The sequence below is a fragment of the Bradyrhizobium sp. WYCCWR15520 genome, from assembly GCF_056174665.1.
Genome location: NZ_JBWBWM010000025.1, coordinates 47828 through 64801 on the forward strand (window position 1 = coordinate 47828; position 16974 = coordinate 64801).

A 16974-nucleotide genomic window follows, 5' to 3' on the forward strand; every position below is an offset into this window, starting at 1 on the left:
CAGCACGATGCCGCTGGCATCGAAGCCGAACGGGGCGCGGCAGTTGATATTTCGAGACGCGCTTCAGATCGCCATGCACGATCTTGACGTCGATCGGATTGAGGCTGGCGGCATGAATTTCGATCAGGACGTCGCCGGGGCCCGGGGCCGGATCGGCAAGCTCGGCAACGCGCACATGATCGGCGATCGCGCCATAACCGTCGAGAACGAAGGCTCGCATCGATCAATCCTGCGGGGTTGGAGAATTCTGGCAACAACAAGGTGAAGCAGGATGGGCGCGAGGCAATCTTTTTGGTGAGCCGGTGCGTTCGCTGCCCTAGACCTTAACACATTTTAACGATATCGCAGGGGGCAATGAGGAACCCCCTGACCGCTTCGTGCCTGCAAGCCCCGCGCGCCATGATCGCGGCAGTGCTGCTTGTTGCCGCCTCCGCGCTCGGCGGCTGTGCCGGCGGCGGCGGCGCGGCCAGCGGGTCCTACGCGATGGCAACGAGCGCGGGCGGCGGGCCCACCGTGGCGTTCGAATCGATCGACGGTCCGCCGCCGCAGGTGTTCGACCGCATGGTCAGCGTGCTCGACAGCGAATCGAAGCTGCGCAACCTGTCGATCGTCTCCCGCGAGGGCGGTGCTTCCTATCGCGTGCGCAGCTATCTCTCGGCACAGGTGGTTCGCGGCAAGACCGTGATTGCCTGGGTCTGGGACGTCTATGACAACAACCAGCAGCGTGCGCTGCGGCTTTCCGGCGAAGAGCCGGCCGGCAAGGCCGGCCGCGACGCCTGGGCGGCGGCCGACGACCTGGTCTTGCGCAAAATCGCGCAGGCCGGCTTCAGCGGTCTCTCCGGCATGGTTAACGGAACCCCGGATACGGCGCCAGCGCCGGCCCCGGAGCGCCGCGGTCCGGCGGTCGCGAGTGTGGAAGCGACGGCACCCGCCCAAGATGCCGTGGGCGTCACGGCGCTGGGCTACAGCGCCCAATAATTGGCCCCGGAATAGTCCGGTAACGGCCTATTTTTCGCCGGGAAAACCGGGGCGACGGGTTGCCAGCCGAGCCACCTGCCTGATATCTCCTCGCTCATCAAAACGCGCCGGTTCCCGAGGATTTCTATGCTGAACGTCGTATCCAGCAAGGCGCGAGGAGAAGCGTCAATGGCGGCCAAGAACGGCTCGATCAAGCTGGTCGCCGGCAATTCCAACCCCGCGCTGGCCCAGGAAATCTCCAACTGGCTGCATATGCCGCTGACCAAGGCGACGGTCCGCCGGTTCGCGGACATGGAAATCTTCGTCGAAATCCAGGAAAACGTCCGCGGCTCCGACGTCTATGTAATCCAGTCGACGTCATTCCCGGCCAACGACCACCTAATGGAACTCCTGATCATCACGGACGCGCTGCGCCGGGCCTCGGCCCGCCGCGTCACGGCGGTGATTCCCTATTTCGGCTACGCCCGGCAGGACCGCAAAGTTGGCTCGCGCTCGCCGATCTCGGCCAAGCTGGTTGCCAACCTGATCACCCGTGCCGGCGTCGATCGCGTGATGACGCTCGACCTGCACGCCGGCCAGATCCAGGGCTTCTTCGATATCCCGACCGACAATCTCTACGCCTCGCCGGTCATGGTGCGCGACATCAAGGAGCGCTTCGATCTTTCCAACGTCATGGTGGTGTCGCCCGACGTCGGCGGCGTGGTTCGCGCGCGCGGCCTTGCCAAGCGCATCAACACCCCGCTCGCCATCATCGACAAGCGCCGCGAGCGCGCCGGTGAATCCGAAGTCATGAACGTGATCGGCGACTGCGCGGGCTATACCTGCATCCTGATCGACGACATCGTCGATTCCGGCGGCACGCTGGTGAACGCGGCTGACGCGTTGATCGCCAACGGCGCCAAGGAAGTCTATGCCTATATCAGCCACGGCGTGCTCTCAGGCGGGGCTGCCACGCGCATCGCCTCGTCGAAGATGAAAGAGCTCGTCATCACCGACTCGATCCTGCCGACGGAAGCGGTCAACAAGGCCGCCAATATCCGCACGCTGTCGATCGCGCCCCTGATCGCGGAAGCGATCAGCCGCACCGCGTCGGAAGAATCGGTGTCGAGCCTGTTCGACTGAGGCAGGCTTGTAGGGTGGGCAAAGGCGCACTTGCGCCGTGCCCACCGTTCATCTTCGACCGTGATCCTGATTGGTGGGCACGCTTCCGCCTTCGCTCTGCGAGCTAGAGCATGATCCGGAAAAGTGTGCAGCGGTTTTCCGAAAAGATCATGCTCAAACAAAAAGATAAAGCGGGATGACGATTCGAAGAAAAGTCATCACGCTTTAGGCTGACAAGTCGCTTTGCCCACCCGGCTCGCCACCTCATTCAAATCCCGGCCGCGGCACCAGGTTCATCAGCATATTGGCGTAACCGCCATCTACTATGATCTCCTCGCCGTTGATGTAGGACGCGCGGTCGCTGGCGAGGAACAGGATGGCATCGGCCATGTCCTGCGGCATGCCGACCCGGCGCAACGGTACCACGGCGGAGCGCCGCTCGGTCACGCCAGGCGTATCGTAGAAGGCCTGACTCATTGGCGTGATCACCATGCCGGGACTGACGACGTTGCTGCGGATGCCGTGCGGCCCCCATTCATTGGCGAGCTGGCGCGACAGCATGATCACGCCGGCCTTGCTGACGCTGTAGGCGCCGCTTTGCCCCTGCGCATTGCTGCCGGCGATTGAGGCCACGTGCACCAGGCTGCCGCGGCCATGGGCGCGCATTTGCCGGCCGAACACCTGCGCGCAAAGGAAGTAGCCGGTCAGGTTGACGGAGAGAACCGCGTTCCATTCGGCAAGCGTCAGGGCGTCGAGCGCGCCGGGACGCAGCACAGCGGCGGTGTTGACCAGCACATCGCACGGCCCTAGCGATTGTTCGACCGTCGCGGATGCCGCAGTGACGCTCGCGACATCGGAAGTGTCGCAGCGGGCAATGGCATGGTCAGAACCGAGCTTGCCAAGCTCGGTGCGCGTCACCTCGAGACCGCGTTCGTCGAGATCAATGGCGGCGACGCGGGCGCCGGACTGGGCAAGGCTTAACGCGACGGCGCGGCCGATGCCACCGCCGCCGCCCGTCACCACGCAGACGCGGCCTGAGAGGCCGAGCCAAGATTCGTCTCCGGCTTTGACCATTGATGACCTCCAATCCTGCATCCGTTCGTCATTGCCTGCGACAAACGCAATGCGTTTGCGCAAGGGAGCGAAGCGACGAAGCAATCCATCTTTCTTGCAGGCTATGGATTGCTTCCGCCTTCGCCAAGGCTTCGGCGGACAAGTCGCTTCGCTCGCAATGACGGGTTCTGCTACCGCCCCATTACCCCACGATCCCCGCGGCCACTTGTCCGCGCAAACGCTCAAGGCTGTGCAGCGTGTTGGCGCAGGCTTCCGCGACCTCGATGCCCTTGATGACAAAGTGCTTGCGGAAGAAATCGTGGTGCACGGCGCTGTCGTGGAATTGCTGCGGCGTCAGCACCGCCGAGAATACCGGCACTTCGGTTCGAAGTTGCACGTCCATCAGCGCCTTGATGACGGTGTCCGCGACGAATTCATGGCGGTAGATGCCGCCATCGACCACCAGCCCCGCAGCCACGATCGCGGTGTAGCGCCGTGTCTTGGCGAGCAGTTGCGCATGCAGGGGTATCTCGAACGAGCCCGGCACCTCAAACAGATCGACCTGCGCGCGCGTGATATGGCGCGCTTCGATCTCTTCGAGGAAGGCGATGCGGCATTCCTCGACCACATCGCGGTGCCAGGACGACTGCACGAAGGCGATGCGCTGCGGCTTGACGAAGCGCGGATGCACCGGCGCCGGCGGTCGCTCGGGCACGTCAGGCACGTGACTGGCTTCGGCTGGCTGGGGTGGAGATTGGACTTCAGGTTCTAGCAACGTCTGATTCATGGCTTTCCTCTTTCAGGACCAGAATCAGGGCACACGGAACGACGTCGGCCGACGCGCAAACGTGCGCAGGCCGCCGCAAACCGTTCTCTTTCATCCGGACTATAACCGTCGGCTTCGGATTCACACCGAATCTGCTGACCCTTCTTCCCGGGAGAGAGGAAGGCGCTCGCGGGCTTGGGCTACGTCACCCTTACCGCCGGTGGGGATTTTCACCCCGCCCTGAGAACATCGGCCGCCCGGAATGGACGACCTACCTGAGAATATGACCAAGGCCGGGGCGGCAGCAAGCGCCTTTGACATGGGGAATCGGCATGTCCCCATGCCGCCGGGACAGGGCGCGCAGCAAAGGCTGACGACCTTTACTCAGGCCGCCGCAGTTGGGATAGGGTTGTACTCAAAAAGGGGGGATACTCGACATGAAACTTCTACGCCGGAATTTCCTCCAACTTGCCGGCGCGCTGATCGCCGCGCCCGCCTTGCCGCGCCCGGCATCGGCGCTGGATTATCCGACACGGCCGACGAAAATCGTCGCGGGCTTCGCTGCCGGCGGCGGCGTCGACATCACAGCACGCCTGATCGGCCAGTGGCTGGCCGACCGTCTCGGCCAGCCCTTCGTGGTCGAGAACCGGACCGGCGCCGGCGGCAATATCGGCACCGAGGCGGTCGTGAACGCGGCACCCGACGGCTACACGCTGCTGCTGGCGACCGTGCCGAACGCGGTGAACGCCTCGCTCTACGAAAAGCTCAATTTCAACTTCGTCCGCGATATCGCGCCGGTCGCCGGCGTCATCCGTGTGCCGATGGTGGTGCTGGTCCACCCCTCAGTGCCGGCGCAGACGCTGGCCGAGTTCATCGCTTACACCAAGGCCAATCCCGGAAAGGTCAACATGGCCTCGGCCGGCAGCGGCAGCGCGCCGCACATGGCGGGCGAGTTGTTCAAGATGATGACCGGCGTCAACATGGTCCATGTCCCCTATCGCGGCCAGGGCCCGGCGATGACGGATCTGATCGGCGGCCAGGTGCAGATCCTGTTCGCCGCCGCGCCCGGCACCGCCGATCACATCAAGACCGGCAAGCTGCGTGCGCTCGCGGTGACGACCGCCACGCGCATGGCCGAGCTGCCGGAGGTGCCGACGGTGGGCGATGCCGTGCCGGGCTACGAAGCCAGCCAGTGGTACGGCTTCGCCGCGCCGAAAAACACGCCGGCCGAAATCGTCGACAAGCTCAACAAGGAGATCAACGCGGCGATTGCCGACCCCGGCATGAAGGCCCGGCTTGCCGCGATCGGCGGCGCACCGATGCCGGGATCATCAGCCGATTTCGGCAGGTTGATTGCGGACGAAACCGAGAAGTGGGGCAAGGTGGTTCGCGCGGGCGGGCTCAAGCCGGAGTGATGCGCCGGCTACATCTTGCGCGCGAAGGTGACGTATTGCGCGCCGAGTGGAAGCCAACCGAGCCTGGCTTCAAGCGGTCGCAATCGCGCCAGCGCCCGCGGGAAGAACAAATTGTATTGAATGCGCGGTGACGTCCATCCCGCATAACCCATTCTTTTCGCAAGATTGCGCGCGAAAATCAGCTTGGCGTTCTCGTCGAACGGGCATGTGTTCACCGCATGAACGGTGAGCGGGTTCAACGGATTGTGCTCGAAGATCGCGATCAGTCCGCCCGGCCGGGTAATCCGGTGCAATTCGCTCAGCCATGTCACGTGCTCGCCATGCGGGATGTGGTGGAACACGCAAGCCGAGAACGCGACATCGAACGAGGCGGTTTCGCAGGGAATGCGGCCCCCCTCGATCAGAACGCAATTGCCGGTCCCGGGGTAGCGCTGCTTGCCCAGCGTGAGGCTGCGCTCCGAGACGTCTGACGACGTCAGGGCAGCGTCCGGAAAATACGTTCGAAAGAACGGAATCGAATTGCCGATCCCTGAGCCGAAATCGCAGATCCGCGATACGCCGATCTGCTCGCGCTCTACGATCTGCCGGAGCTGCCTGATCTTGTATTCGGCGAAATATTCCGGACCCTCGCCAGTGACCGCGACATTCTCGCGATGCTGCTCGTAATAGGCGTCGGCGAAACGATCGAATTCGGCCTCGTCCATGCTGGCGATCCAGGTTCCCGAAAAAGACGCCGGCGGGGCGGGTGTGCACGGGCCGACGGTCGTCGTGACGCAACGTTTAGACAGCGCCTAAACATTTGATTAATTGCGCCAAGCTTGGCTTCGACGAATCGTAGCCCCGCGGCTCTAAAAATTGATGAACAATTAACCGGGCTTCATCGATTATCGCAGGTAGCGCTTCGCATCGATTCATTTGCCGGACAGGCTGCCAAACCCATGGAAATTCAGGACGGAATGCCGCGTCCCGGCAAGATGTTTCTGTCCATCGTTGTACCCTGCTACAACGAAGAAGAGGGCTTGCGCGAATTCCACGACCAGATGACTTCAGCCGCGCGCGCGCTGTGCGGCCAGCGGTTCGAGCTGATCCTGGTCGATGACGGCTCGACCGATGACACCTGGAAGCTGATCAACCAGCTCTGTGCGGAAGATCGCAATGTCGTCGCCGTACGGCTCTCGCGCAACCACGGCCACCAACTGGCGCTGACGGCGGGATTGTCCACTGTGCGCGGCGACCTCGTGCTGGTCATCGATGCCGACTTGCAGGACCCGCCCGACCTGCTGACGCCGATGTACGAGATGATGGCGCGCGAAAACGCCGACGTGGTCTATGGCCTGCGGCGCAGCCGCGCCGGTGAAACCCGCTTCAAGAAGAAATCGGCCGAGGCTTTCTATCGCCTGCTCGCCAGGATCACGCGCGTCCAGATTCCGGTCGATACCGGCGATTTCCGGCTGATGAGCCGCCGCATCTCCGACCAGCTCGTGCAGATGCCGGAGCATGATCGCTTCATCCGCGGCATGGTGGCCTGGCTCGGCTACAAGCAGGTCGCCTACGAATACGACCGCAATCCGCGCCATGCCGGCACCACCAAATATCCGCTGGCGAAAATGATCGGCTTTGCCGCCGACGCGCTGATCAGCTTTTCGATGGTGCCGTTGCGGATCGCGACCTATGTCGGCGCGCTCCTAACCACGGTCCTCACCTTTGTCGGCATCGGCGCCGTCGTCAGTTGGGTCCTCTCCGGCACCGTGCCCGGCTGGACCAGTCTGACGCTGCTGGTCGTCATGATCTCCTCGGTCCAGCTCCTCGTGCTGGGGCTGATCGGGGAATATATCGGCCGTCTCTATATCCAGTCCAAGAACCGCCCGCTGTTCGTGATCTCGCACATCCACCGGCGCGGGCGGCTGCCGCACCATGCGACCGACGGCGAGGATCGAGTCGAGCAAGCGCCGTTCAAGACCCTGCTGGCCCAATCGGGACCGAACGCGCGCAGCCATGCCTATGACGAGGCCTCCTGATGAAGGCGATCCTGAACCATCCCGCGCTGTACCAGGCCTATCAGAACGCCGGCGGCTTCTTCGGCGCCCGGATCAAGGCGATCGCCGACTATCTGACACTGCGGCCGGGAATGCGGGTGATCGACATCGGATGCGGGCCCGGCCACATCCTCCGCCATCTGCCCGAAAGCATCGACTATACCGGCTTCGATATCGACGAGGCCTATATCGCCTATGCAAGGCGATCGTTCGGCCGTCTCGGGAAGTTTCATTGCCGCCATTTCGACGCCGCAGCCGCCCGTGAGTTCGCCGGCGCCGACGTCGTCATGATGAATGGCGTCCTGCATCACATCGGTGACGACGGCCTGCAGACCACGCTTGCCGACATCCGCGACGTGCTCAAGGAAGACGGAGTCCTGTTCACGCTCGACGGCTGCTATCGCGAGGGACAGTCTCGTGTCGCCAAATGGCTGCTCGACAATGACCGCGGCGAATTCGTCCGCGACCGCGACGGCTACGACAAGGTGCTTCGCCGCGCGTTTGGAAAAGTGAACCTCGCGATTCGCGACGACTATTCGCGCGTACCCTACACGTTCATCATCGGCGTCTCGCAGAAGTAGCCGCGCCGTCAATCGTTCCGGCGCAGCACGTCGATCCCCGCGACCGAGCCGACGAGCGTATAAGGCTTGAGCAACTGCGACACCTCGGCGTCGGCGCGGGCCCAGGCGCCCCAGTCATTGCGCAGATTGTCGACCAGGACGATGTCGGGCGGCAGCTTCCTGAAATCCTCGATCAGCCATTTGCGCTCCAGCGCCAGATAGTCATTCAGCTTCGCATCGGTCGCCGCGTCGACAAGAGTCCTTTCGCGCGTCAGTCGCACGAATTCGCGGATCCAGAGGTTTTCCTGGCGCGAAACCCACACGCCGCTGACGTCGCGCACCAGCGGATGCCCGATCGCCGCCTCACCGCTCAGCACCAGTATTCTCGGGTTGGATTTGAGGCCGGCGACCGTTTCCCTGACCGGGCCGACATGGACATTGCCATAGAACCACAGCATGCCGAGCCCAAAGGCCATAGCCAGCGCGACCGCGGACGCGACCTCGAGACGGCGCGATCGCCAGTCGACCACACGCGTGAGCGCATAGCCCATCGCGAGCAACGCCACTGCGACCATCGGATAGGAATGATAGGCCCAGCCGCGCCGCTGCAGGAAGAACGATACGGCAAATCCCGCGGAGGCGAGCATCGTCACCATCAGCAACGTGTCGATCTCGCTCTTCTGACGCACCAGCAGCACCGAGACGATTGCGATCGCGAACACCAGCGTTGCATCATTCAGGAAGATCACCGAGGCCGGCATCGACCACGACAGATAGGTGTCGCGCACCAAGGGATAGGTGACCGTGAAATATTCGGGATAGAAGACATATGTGCTGACGCTGACTGCGATCACCAGCACCGCGGCGATGATGTTTTCGGGTGCCAATAGCGTCAGCCACGAGCGCGAGCGAAACGCGCTGAACAGAATGCATAACGCGGCCGGCACCGTGAAGAACGGCTTGAACGCCAGCGTGATGCCGGCGCCGGCGCCGGCAATCAGGATCGCCCAGAACGGCAACGGGTCGCGGTTGCTGCGCAACGCATAGACCGCAAGCGCCGGAAGGAAGGTGAGCGTTGCGATATGTTCGCGTTGGGCGAAGACATGCATCGGCAGGATCGTCACCACGGCCGCGGCCCATATAACGAATGGACTCCACCTCAATTGCGCCAACGTCGATGACAGACGCAGGATGCGCGATACCGCAAACAGGGAGGCGGCAGCCAGCAGCAGAAGCTGGGCATCGATCACGTGCCGCGGGTCGACGCCGAGGACGCGCGCCAGCGCGACGCCCGGCAGATAGGCAAAGGCCGCCATCGGCGGATTGATCTCGATGATGTCGCGATAGAGATGCTGGCCATCCAGCATGCGTTCGCAGACGACGAGCAGCCAGCTCACATCCGTATTGAGGGGAACGACCTGCCGCAGCAGGACAGCGACGACGAAGACAATGCCGGTCAGCAGCAGCGTCGGCCCCAGCCCTTCCCGTTCCGCCGTATCAGACGGCGAACAGCGGGGAGCCGCGGCGAATTCCGAGATCATGAGCCAGTCCTGCGAACAAGTGTCCGACGCTAGCGAAGGAGCGTTAACGCGCGATTTGCAAACCGCCCGCGACGCATCGATGCAGGGCGAAACATTCACGAATCCTTAAAGCCGGCGCCCTAGAGGTATCTGTCGTGCCCAACTCCAGATCGCCCGGGCGACGCACATGGAGCAAGCGTGACACACGCCGCTGACGTTGCCGATACGGAGGCAGCAAGGCCCGCGGATTGGGCCTGGCAGACGCCAATCCTTCAGACCAAGATCCTGGTGCCGATGGCCATCGCGCTCGGCTCGTTGCTGGCCGGCGCAATCTACACCTGGTTTGCCGGCGAGGACGTCAACTGGGACTGGCTGAACTACCACGAGTACAATGTCTGGGCTGTCATCACCGGCCGCTATGGCATCGATGCCCTGCCGGCCGGCTTCCAGACCTATTTCAATCCGACCGTCTATTTCCCGGTCTACTATCTGCGCCACCTGCTGCCATCGCCCTATGGCCTGATGATTATCGGCGCGGTGCACGGCCTCAATCTGCTGCTGATCTATTTTCTGGTGCGCATCCTGTTGCGGGAAGCGGCGACGGCAAGTGCGATCGCAGCCGCGATCCTGATCGCCGCAGTCGGGCCGATGACGCTTTCGGAAGTGGGCACGAGCTTCTCCGACATTCTCACCGCGCTTCCGGTTGTTGCCGGCTGCATCCTGATCGTATCGGCGGATGGATCGCGTCCCGGGCGTTATGTGCTCGCGGGACTCCTGATCGGCGCGGCCGTCGGACTGAAGTTGACCAATGTCGCCTTTGCGCTCGGCGCGGCCGCCGCCGTACTCGTTGCGACGCGGCCGCTACCGGCGACGCTCTGCCTCGGCGTTGGCGGTGCGATCGGCGCCCTGGCGACGGGCGGCGCGTGGGGACTGATGCTCTGGCGCGAGATGGGCAATCCGATCTTCCCGCTCTTCAACGCCGTGTTCCAGTCCCCCGAACTGGTCCCGATGAACATCATGGACTGGCAGTTCATGCCCCGGGGCCTGCTCGATGCCCTGGCGTATCCGTTCTACTGGCTGGTCGGCGACAACAGGAGCTCTGAATATCCGTTCCGCGATGCCCGATTTGCGGTCGCAACCGTGCTGCTCGTGCTCGGCATCGGCCGGAGCCTTATCACCAACACTTCGATCCTCACGCGCCGCGACGTTCAGTTCCTGGTGTTTTGCATCGTCTCATACGCCACATGGCTCGGAGTATTTGCGATTCATCGCTACGCGATCGTGCTGGAGCTGTTGTGTGCGCCCCTGATCGTCCTGCTGATCCACCGCAGCATCGCGGCGATGTCCGGAGTTGCCTCGCCGGGCGCAGCTTCGATGTCGACGAATTCGGTGATGCTTGCCCTGGCCGTGGCGATCGCGCTGTGGACGCAACCGGCTGATTGGTTCCGCCGCCCCTGGTCCAATCCCTATAATCCGAGCATCTCGAAATCCCTTGAGCAGCCCGCTTTCTACTTTCTGGTCGATAAACCGCTGGCCTATGTCGCTCCGCTGCTGCCGCCGCAGTCGCGGTTCTTTCAGATCGCCGACATCGCGCTTCCCATCATGCCCGACGGCCAGTTCGACCGCCGCATCCGCACCGCGTTGAAGGATCCGTTGCCGGGCGGCGCATGGGCGTTGAATACGCGCGGCAAGCCGATCCGCGAGACGCTGCTGGAACGATATGGTTTGCGCGTCGATGCCTCCCGGCCGTGCGTCGAAATCGAAGGCGCGTGGCTCGGGACTGCGATCGAGGCGTGTCCGCTGATTGCGCGCGAGAAATAGGACCACGGCGTTCCCGCCGTTCCTTCAGGCCGCCTGTTGGCCGGTCTTTTGCAGTTCGAGAATCGGGTGCCATCGGGCGACGTGACGTCGGACTGACCTGAGAAAATTAACCACATATTAACCAATGTGGCAGACCCGCCTCATTTTCCGACGCGACAGACTCCTCGACGCTCGAATCCGATTCCGGTTTGTTCTCAAATTAATAACCGTGGCCTCGAACACCCTGTGGACGACGCCGCTTTGGCCTGTGGATGGACTCAGGGGTCAGTTGCGCAGATTCCGCAAATCACATCACTTGAACCTCGGCAGGCCCCAAGACGATCAGCGATCAGGGGATTGCAGCCGGCAGCGCCGCCTCAGTTCAACGCGCGCCGTGCTCCGCGTGCGTATCAGAAGAATTCAAGAAACAGGGTCGAGACGGCATGTCCCTCCTCGAAAGCATTTTTGATTCCCGGAACAACCCGCTCGCGGCAGTCGAGGACATTGCCGCCGAGAACAACTGGGCGTTCGAGCGTTCGGGCGAAGACGAAGTCACGATCGTCTCCAAGGGCAACTGGACCGACTACCATCTCTCCTTCACCTGGATGCCCGAGATCGAGGCGCTGCACCTCGCCTGTTCCTTCGACATGAAGATTCCGCCGGCGCGCCGCGCCGAGGTGCAGCGGCTGATCGCCGCCGTCAACGAGCAGCTATGGGTCGGCCATTTCGATATCTGGACCCATACCGGCATGATCATGTACCGGCAGGCGCTGGTCTTGCCGGGCGGGCTGACCGCCTCGACCTCGCAATGCGAGGTGATGCTGGCCGGCGCCATCCACGCCTGCGAGCGCTATTACCCCGCGTTCCAGTTCGTGGTCTGGGCCGGAAAGAGCGCCGCCGAGGCCATGAGCGCGGCGATGTTCGATACCGAGGGCGAGGCGTAAGCCCACCGTCGTTTTCACGAACGCGGCGTCGTTCCTGCGAACGCAGGAACCCATACTCCGTGACCGCGGGACTCAAGCAAACTGCTTGTGGCCCCTTCCGAGCTTTACTAGAACCGGCTGTGGTTATGGGTCCCTGCCCCGAACGCAATTGCGCGCTAGGCAGGGACGACGGCAGAGCTTGTGGTGACGACTTTGAACAACACCAACGCACTTCAAAACCTCCACGGCACCATCGCGCTGGCCGGCGCCGGCAAGATGGGTGGCGCGATGCTGACGGGATGGCTGGCCGGCGGCCTCGACGCCAACCGCGTGCTGGTAGTCGAGCCTCACCCGTCCGAAGAGATCAAGGCGCTCGCCGTCAAAGGCGTCCGTCTCAATCCGAAGGACGCCGGCACGGTCGATACGCTAGTGGTGGCGGTGAAGCCGCAGACGTTTCCCGAAGCGGGTCCGATATTAAAGTCCTTCGTCGGATCGAACACGCTTGTCGTCTCGATCATGGCGGGCACGCCGATCTCGGCGCTCGAAAAAGTCTGCGGCGGCATGGTGGTTCGCGCGATGCCGAACACGCCGGCTGCGATCGGCCGCGGCATCACAGTTGCGGTCGCGGCGAAAAATGTCAGTGCCGCGCAACGCGCCACGGCCGATGCGCTGCTGCGCGCCACCGGCTCGGTCGAATGGGTCGACGACGAAGGCCTGATGGATGCGGTGACCGCGGTTTCCGGCTCCGGCCCCGCCTATGTCTTCCTGCTCGCCGAAGAGCTGGCGCGCGCCGGCGTCGAGGCCGGCCTGCCGGCGGAGCTTGCGAGCAGGCTCGCGCGCGAAACCGTCGCGGGCTCCGGCGAATTGTTGCATCGCTCGGAACTTGCTTCCGCCACGCTGCGCCAGAACGTCACCTCCCCCGGCGGCACCACCGCCGCCGCGCTTGAAGTGCTGATGGCGAAGGACGGAATGCAGCCGCTGATGATCCGCGCGATCGCCGCGGCGACGAAGCGTTCAAAGGAATTGGCGAAGTAAGTGGAATCAGAGGGTGGGCAAAGCGACTTGTCCGCCGTAGCTCGCAGAGCGAAGGCGGAAGCGTGCCCACCGTCACGAGCGCGATGCTTGATGGTGGGCACGGCGCAAATGCGCCTTTGCCCACCCTACGGCTCCGAGCAAGCCGCTACTTCCCCGCAAACCGCTTCGTAAACATCTCGACATTGACGAGGCCGCGGGCGTGGCGGCCGTCGCCTATTCTGCGCTCGCCCTCGAAGGCTTCGACCTCGAAGCGGATCACGCGGCGTTCGACGGCTACGACCTTTCCCGTGACCCGCACCGTGGCGCCGACCAGAGAGGCGCCGAGATGGCGGATGTCGACTTCGGTGCCGACCGTGATCCATCCCGGCTGGAGATAGGGCCTGATGGCGTCGCCCGAGGCCATCTCCATTTCCAGGATCATCATCGGCGTCGCATAGACCATCGGCATATCAGGCACGAAATGCCCGACCGTGCGCTCCGGCGGCACGACGAGGCTGCGTTCCGCGCTCATGCCGACCTTGATGAAATCGCGTGCATCCATGGATTGCTCCCTTCCCTCTCCCCTTGTGGGAGAGGGTGGATCAATCGCGCCGAACGCGCGATTGAAACGGGTGAGAGGTCTCTGTCCGCGAGTGAATCTCTCGCGTCGGTAATCGCGGATAGAACCCCTCATCCGGCGCGGATTTCATCCGCGCCACCTTCTCCCACAAGGGGAGAAGGAAAAGGCAGAGTTACTTCTTCGCCGCGGCAGCCGCCGCGCGCTCCACGAAGGTCTTGCCGCCCTTCATCTTGTGGGCCGGCGGCGCTTCGTTGATCTGGATCACTACCGCATCGGCATCGACGCCGAGGTTCTTCACCAGCGCCTGGGTGATGTCACGCATCATGCCGGCCTTCTGCTCGTCAGTGCGGCCGGCGGCCATGCTCACGGTAATCTCAGGCATTGGTAGTGCTCCCTTTGTTTTTGCTTACTCGCAGATTGTCATTGCCGGGCTTGCCCCGGCAATCCATCATTTTGAAGATGGATACGCGGGTCAAGCCCGCGTATGACGAATTCAGCTACCCCACTTCACGTCATGGCGCGCCAGCACCTCGCGCACCTTGGCGACGATCTCGCTCTCGCCGCAGGAAAACTGCGCCGGGCGAGTTTCGCGCCATTCCTGATTGGAAGCGATCGCGGCCGCGGCCTTCGCGCCCTCGATCAGGTCCTTGATCTGAATTTCGCCGCGCGCTTTCTCATCCGAGCCCTGGATGATCACGCAAGGCGAATTGCGACGATCGGCATATTTGAGCTGGTTGCCCATGTTCTTCGGATTGCCGAGATAGAGCTCGGCACGGATGTTCGCATTGCGGAGTTCTGCGACCATCTTCTGGTAATCGGCGACGCGGTCGCGGTCGAACACAGTGACGACCACGGGCCCAAACTCCGGCCGCGTATCGAGCTTGCCGAGCATCGTCAGCGCCGCCTGCAGCCGCGACACGCCGATGGAAAATCCCGTCGCCGGCACCAGCTCGCCGCGGAAGCGCGAGACGAGGCCGTCATACCGCCCACCGCCGCCGACCGAGCCGAAGCGGACGGGGCGGCCCTTTTCGTCCCTGGTTTCGAGCGTGAGTTCGACCTCGTAGACCGGGCCGGTGTAATATTCGAGGCCGCGCACGACGGAGGGATCGATGACAATTCGATCCGACCCATAGCCCGACGCCGTTACCAGCTTGCCGATGGCGTCGAGCTCGTCGCGACCTTCCTGTCCGATCTTACTGTCGCGCAAACGCGCGTCGATCTCTGCACCCTGCTCGATCGCACCAACGACCAACGCTATATCGTCCGCCTTGAGGCCAGCCCCCTTGGTAAAATCGCCCGAGTCGTCCTTGCGGCCCTCGCCGAGCAATTGCTGCACACCTGAAATACCGAGCCGATCGAGCTTGTCGATCGCACGCATCACGGTCAGCCATTGTCCGTCATCGGCAATACCGAGCGCATCGCGCACCCCATCCAGCACCTTGCGGTTATTGACCTTCACCACATAAGAGCCGCGCGGAATGCCGAGCGCCTCCATCGTGTCTGCCGCCATCATGCACATCTCGGCGTCCGCAGCCGGCGAGGCCGAGCCCACCGTGTCGGCGTCAAATTGCATGAACTGGCGGAAGCGGCCGGGACCGGGCTTCTCGTTGCGATAGACGTAACCGGCGCGGTAGCTGCGATACGGTTTTGGCAGCGCGTCGAAATTCTCGGCTACATAGCGCGCCAGCGGCGCGGTCAAATCGTAGCGCAGCGAGATCCACTGCTCGTCGTCGTCCTGGAACGAGAACACGCCCTCGTTCGGCCGGTCCTGGTCGGGCAGGAATTTGCCGAGCGCGTCGGTGAACTCCATCGCTGGGGTTTCCACCGGCTCGAAGCCGTAGCGCTCGTAGACTTCGCGGATTTTCTCGACCATCTGGCGCGTCGCGGCGATCGCGGCCGGGCCACGATCTTCCAGCCCGCGCGGCAGACGCGCCTTCAATTTCTGCGGTTTTTTCGGTTTCTCGGCCATGGCGGCTAGGTACCAGCCGAGGCGCGGCAGGGCAACCCGGACCGATGCCCCCTCTCCTGCGTTGGCGAGGAAGGAGCTCGCCGCCTTCCTGGCTCCGCCTTTCGCTTAAGGGGATTCCATTCGCGCCCGAAGCGCTTCGGCATCGGCCTTCGGCATTGATTTCAGGAGCGGCTTGATGGTCTCGCCGCCGACGATCTTGTCGTTGCGCATGAACATCCAGTCCGAGATGTCGGCTTCCTTGAACTCAGCCATGTCGCCGGCCTTCTTGCCGGGCAAGTCACGCGGTACATTGGCGAACCTTCCCGAATAGCGACCCTCACCGATCTTCTTCACATCGGCCATCCAAATGTGCTCGTTCCCGCTTCCCCGTTTGGGAAAGCGCGCCTTGAGGGAGTGACCGGTCTCCGACGGTTTTGGGGCATCGTAGGAGGCCCAGAACGCCGGCAGCGTGGCCCGCGCCTTTGCGATGGCAGCATTCATTTCCGGATTGCCGGAGTTGACGTCGATCACCGGCGAGCGGTCCTGGGAGCTATCCTGGGCCCAGACGTTTCCCGTGGGGGAGCCGAGAACCGCGAGGGCCGCTGCGAAGGCCGCCGCCACGACGCATTTGGAGCATATTGAAAGGGCTGAGGTCATTGTCACCGTTTCACCAACCGAAATCTATCCACAATCCGGAAAGTTGGTCGCACAAGGGCGCTGAAGAGTTCACGACTCCCGCTCGCACGGGAAGAGGGCAAAGAGGAGTGCTACTCCGTGCCTTTTGATGGCTCACTGCAGGCATGGGGGGCCATGCTGGGCCGCCAACCTGGGAACCACACGTTGCGCGCCGAATTACCTGTAGGTCTCCAAAGGAGAGCGCTATGAAGAAGCTTATCACCGTCACTGCACTTACGCTCCTGTGCGGCTCGGCCTTTGCCCAGAACACCGGTCCCGCTCCGCAGACCGGCATGGAGAAGCCCGGAACGACGAGCGGCGCCAAACCAGATGGTTCGATGGACACGACCGGCATGAGCGCAACCAAGGGCAATATCAAAAGGGAAAAGGACGGTGCACCGGCCCCAAAGGACGAGAAGAAGTAAGCCGTTCGCTCATGCCGCGAGCGCATCAAGCTAAATGTCGATGAAGGAGCGGGACGTTTGGATGCGGCACCGACGAGGCCAACGCTGCAGCGGCCATTGCGGACGAAGTCCGTGCTGAATGAGGGGTTTGTATCCGCGGCGACAGACCCCTCGCCCGTCGCCTCACTTCGTGAGGCGACG

18 protein-coding genes and 1 riboswitch are annotated in these 16974 nt (G+C 63.1%); of the genes, 10 read left to right on the plus strand and 8 right to left on the minus strand.

Going from position 1 to position 16974, the window contains the following annotated elements; all coding sequences use genetic code 11:
- The first annotated feature begins 7 nt into the window (after nt 1-7).
- From AC0QUY_RS26860 to AC0QUY_RS26870, 3 genes are all read left to right on the plus strand, one after another.
- Complete coding sequence (locus AC0QUY_RS26860; RefSeq protein WP_161849715.1) at nt 8-265, plus strand: hypothetical protein; 258 nt, start codon at nt 8-10, stop codon at nt 263-265.
- An 89-nt stretch (nt 266-354) separates the two neighbouring features.
- Nucleotides 355-978 (plus strand): hypothetical protein, encoded by a 624-nt coding sequence (locus tag AC0QUY_RS26865; protein ID WP_161849716.1) that lies wholly within the window; start codon nt 355-357, stop codon nt 976-978.
- Nucleotides 979-1146: 168 nt separating this feature from the next.
- On the plus strand, nt 1147-2100 hold the full coding sequence (locus AC0QUY_RS26870; protein WP_161849717.1) for a ribose-phosphate pyrophosphokinase: 954 nt from the start codon (nt 1147-1149) through the stop codon (nt 2098-2100).
- Nucleotides 2101-2343: 243 nt separating this feature from the next.
- Here the strand turns inward: AC0QUY_RS26870 and AC0QUY_RS26875 are convergent, their stop codons facing one another.
- The gene (locus AC0QUY_RS26875; protein ID WP_161849718.1) at nt 2344-3153 is read right to left on the minus strand and encodes an SDR family NAD(P)-dependent oxidoreductase; all 810 of its coding nucleotides are present in this window, start codon (nt 3151-3153) and stop codon (nt 2344-2346) included.
- A 181-nt stretch (nt 3154-3334) separates the two neighbouring features.
- Nucleotides 3335-3919 (minus strand): 6,7-dimethyl-8-ribityllumazine synthase, encoded by a 585-nt coding sequence (locus AC0QUY_RS26880; protein WP_161849719.1) that lies wholly within the window; start codon nt 3917-3919, stop codon nt 3335-3337.
- A 78-nt stretch (nt 3920-3997) separates the two neighbouring features.
- A riboswitch (FMN riboswitch) is annotated at nt 3998-4150 on the minus strand.
- Nucleotides 4151-4335: 185 nt separating this feature from the next.
- Here AC0QUY_RS26880 and AC0QUY_RS26885 point away from each other — a divergent pair.
- Complete coding sequence (locus AC0QUY_RS26885) at nt 4336-5313, plus strand: Bug family tripartite tricarboxylate transporter substrate binding protein (protein WP_161849720.1); 978 nt, start codon at nt 4336-4338, stop codon at nt 5311-5313.
- Nucleotides 5314-5321: 8 nt separating this feature from the next.
- Here the strand turns inward: AC0QUY_RS26885 and AC0QUY_RS26890 are convergent, their stop codons facing one another.
- Nucleotides 5322-6017: a class I SAM-dependent methyltransferase gene (locus AC0QUY_RS26890; protein ID WP_475389234.1), complete on the minus strand. Its 696-nt coding sequence runs from the start codon at nt 6015-6017 to the stop codon at nt 5322-5324.
- A gap of 270 nt (nt 6018-6287) precedes the next feature.
- On the opposite strand from AC0QUY_RS26890, the gene AC0QUY_RS26895 reads away from it, so the two are divergent.
- Entirely contained in the window at nt 6288-7331 is a 1044-nt protein-coding gene (locus tag AC0QUY_RS26895; protein ID WP_475389311.1) for a glycosyltransferase family 2 protein, read from the plus strand.
- Nucleotides 7331-7930, plus strand: a complete 600-nt coding sequence (locus tag AC0QUY_RS26900; RefSeq protein ID WP_475389235.1) for an SAM-dependent methyltransferase — start codon at nt 7331-7333, stop codon at nt 7928-7930. The genes AC0QUY_RS26895 and AC0QUY_RS26900 overlap by 1 nt, the downstream gene beginning before the upstream one ends.
- Nucleotides 7931-7938: 8 nt before the next feature.
- Here AC0QUY_RS26900 and AC0QUY_RS26905 read toward each other — a convergent pair whose 3' ends face one another.
- Nucleotides 7939-9450, minus strand: a complete 1512-nt coding sequence (locus AC0QUY_RS26905) for a hypothetical protein (protein ID WP_475389237.1) — start codon at nt 9448-9450, stop codon at nt 7939-7941.
- A 177-nt stretch (nt 9451-9627) separates the two neighbouring features.
- Between AC0QUY_RS26905 and AC0QUY_RS26910 the strand changes: the two genes are divergently transcribed.
- From AC0QUY_RS26910 to proC, 3 genes are all read left to right on the plus strand, one after another.
- Nucleotides 9628-11250: a glycosyltransferase 87 family protein gene (locus AC0QUY_RS26910; RefSeq protein ID WP_475389239.1), complete on the plus strand. Its 1623-nt coding sequence runs from the start codon at nt 9628-9630 to the stop codon at nt 11248-11250.
- A gap of 422 nt (nt 11251-11672) precedes the next feature.
- A complete protein-coding gene (locus tag AC0QUY_RS26915) occupies nt 11673-12173 on the plus strand; it encodes a type III secretion system chaperone family protein (protein WP_161849724.1) in 501 nt (166 codons plus the stop codon).
- Nucleotides 12174-12356: 183 nt separating this feature from the next.
- Nucleotides 12357-13187, plus strand: coding sequence for a pyrroline-5-carboxylate reductase (proC, locus tag AC0QUY_RS26920; protein WP_475389240.1), 831 nt, complete (start codon nt 12357-12359; stop codon nt 13185-13187).
- A 145-nt stretch (nt 13188-13332) separates the two neighbouring features.
- Here the strand turns inward: proC and AC0QUY_RS26925 are convergent, their stop codons facing one another.
- The 4 genes from AC0QUY_RS26925 to AC0QUY_RS26940 form a co-directional block, all read right to left on the minus strand.
- On the minus strand, nt 13333-13728 hold the full coding sequence (locus tag AC0QUY_RS26925; protein WP_161849726.1) for a thioesterase family protein: 396 nt from the start codon (nt 13726-13728) through the stop codon (nt 13333-13335).
- A gap of 190 nt (nt 13729-13918) precedes the next feature.
- Complete coding sequence (locus AC0QUY_RS26930; protein ID WP_475389241.1) at nt 13919-14128, minus strand: tautomerase family protein; 210 nt, start codon at nt 14126-14128, stop codon at nt 13919-13921.
- Between the two features lie 111 nt (nt 14129-14239).
- Complete coding sequence (gene hisS, locus AC0QUY_RS26935) at nt 14240-15715, minus strand: histidine--tRNA ligase (protein ID WP_475389243.1); 1476 nt, start codon at nt 15713-15715, stop codon at nt 14240-14242.
- Nucleotides 15716-15820: 105 nt separating this feature from the next.
- Nucleotides 15821-16351 (minus strand): YegJ family protein, encoded by a 531-nt coding sequence (locus AC0QUY_RS26940; protein ID WP_475389245.1) that lies wholly within the window; start codon nt 16349-16351, stop codon nt 15821-15823.
- Between the two features lie 224 nt (nt 16352-16575).
- On the opposite strand from AC0QUY_RS26940, the gene AC0QUY_RS26945 reads away from it, so the two are divergent.
- Nucleotides 16576-16794: a hypothetical protein gene (locus tag AC0QUY_RS26945; RefSeq protein ID WP_202639386.1), complete on the plus strand. Its 219-nt coding sequence runs from the start codon at nt 16576-16578 to the stop codon at nt 16792-16794.
- The last annotated feature ends 180 nt before the right edge of the window (nt 16795-16974 follow it).

What these genes read in the sequence shown, in the direction of transcription:
- AC0QUY_RS26860 (WP_161849715.1), top strand. Translation starts at nt 8, where the DNA reads ATGCCGCTGGCATCGAAGCCGAACGGGGCGCGGCAGTTGATATTTCGA.
- AC0QUY_RS26865 (WP_161849716.1), top strand. Translation starts at nt 355, where the DNA reads ATGAGGAACCCCCTGACCGCTTCGTGCCTGCAAGCCCCGCGCGCCATG.
- AC0QUY_RS26870 (WP_161849717.1), top strand. Translation starts at nt 1,147, where the DNA reads ATGGCGGCCAAGAACGGCTCGATCAAGCTGGTCGCCGGCAATTCCAAC.
- AC0QUY_RS26875 (WP_161849718.1), bottom strand. Translation starts at nt 3,153, where the DNA reads ATGGTCAAAGCCGGAGACGAATCTTGGCTCGGCCTCTCAGGCCGCGTC.
- AC0QUY_RS26880 (WP_161849719.1), bottom strand. Translation starts at nt 3,919, where the DNA reads ATGAATCAGACGTTGCTAGAACCTGAAGTCCAATCTCCACCCCAGCCA.
- AC0QUY_RS26885 (WP_161849720.1), top strand. Translation starts at nt 4,336, where the DNA reads ATGAAACTTCTACGCCGGAATTTCCTCCAACTTGCCGGCGCGCTGATC.
- AC0QUY_RS26890 (WP_475389234.1), bottom strand. Translation starts at nt 6,017, where the DNA reads ATGGACGAGGCCGAATTCGATCGTTTCGCCGACGCCTATTACGAGCAG.
- AC0QUY_RS26895 (WP_475389311.1), top strand. Translation starts at nt 6,288, where the DNA reads ATGTTTCTGTCCATCGTTGTACCCTGCTACAACGAAGAAGAGGGCTTG.
- AC0QUY_RS26900 (WP_475389235.1), top strand. Translation starts at nt 7,331, where the DNA reads ATGAAGGCGATCCTGAACCATCCCGCGCTGTACCAGGCCTATCAGAAC.
- AC0QUY_RS26905 (WP_475389237.1), bottom strand. Translation starts at nt 9,450, where the DNA reads ATGATCTCGGAATTCGCCGCGGCTCCCCGCTGTTCGCCGTCTGATACG.
- AC0QUY_RS26915 (WP_161849724.1), top strand. Translation starts at nt 11,673, where the DNA reads ATGTCCCTCCTCGAAAGCATTTTTGATTCCCGGAACAACCCGCTCGCG.
- AC0QUY_RS26925 (WP_161849726.1), bottom strand. Translation starts at nt 13,728, where the DNA reads ATGGATGCACGCGATTTCATCAAGGTCGGCATGAGCGCGGAACGCAGC.
- AC0QUY_RS26930 (WP_475389241.1), bottom strand. Translation starts at nt 14,128, where the DNA reads ATGCCTGAGATTACCGTGAGCATGGCCGCCGGCCGCACTGACGAGCAG.
- hisS (WP_475389243.1), bottom strand. Translation starts at nt 15,715, where the DNA reads ATGGCCGAGAAACCGAAAAAACCGCAGAAATTGAAGGCGCGTCTGCCG.
- AC0QUY_RS26940 (WP_475389245.1), bottom strand. Translation starts at nt 16,351, where the DNA reads ATGACCTCAGCCCTTTCAATATGCTCCAAATGCGTCGTGGCGGCGGCC.
- AC0QUY_RS26945 (WP_202639386.1), top strand. Translation starts at nt 16,576, where the DNA reads ATGAAGAAGCTTATCACCGTCACTGCACTTACGCTCCTGTGCGGCTCG.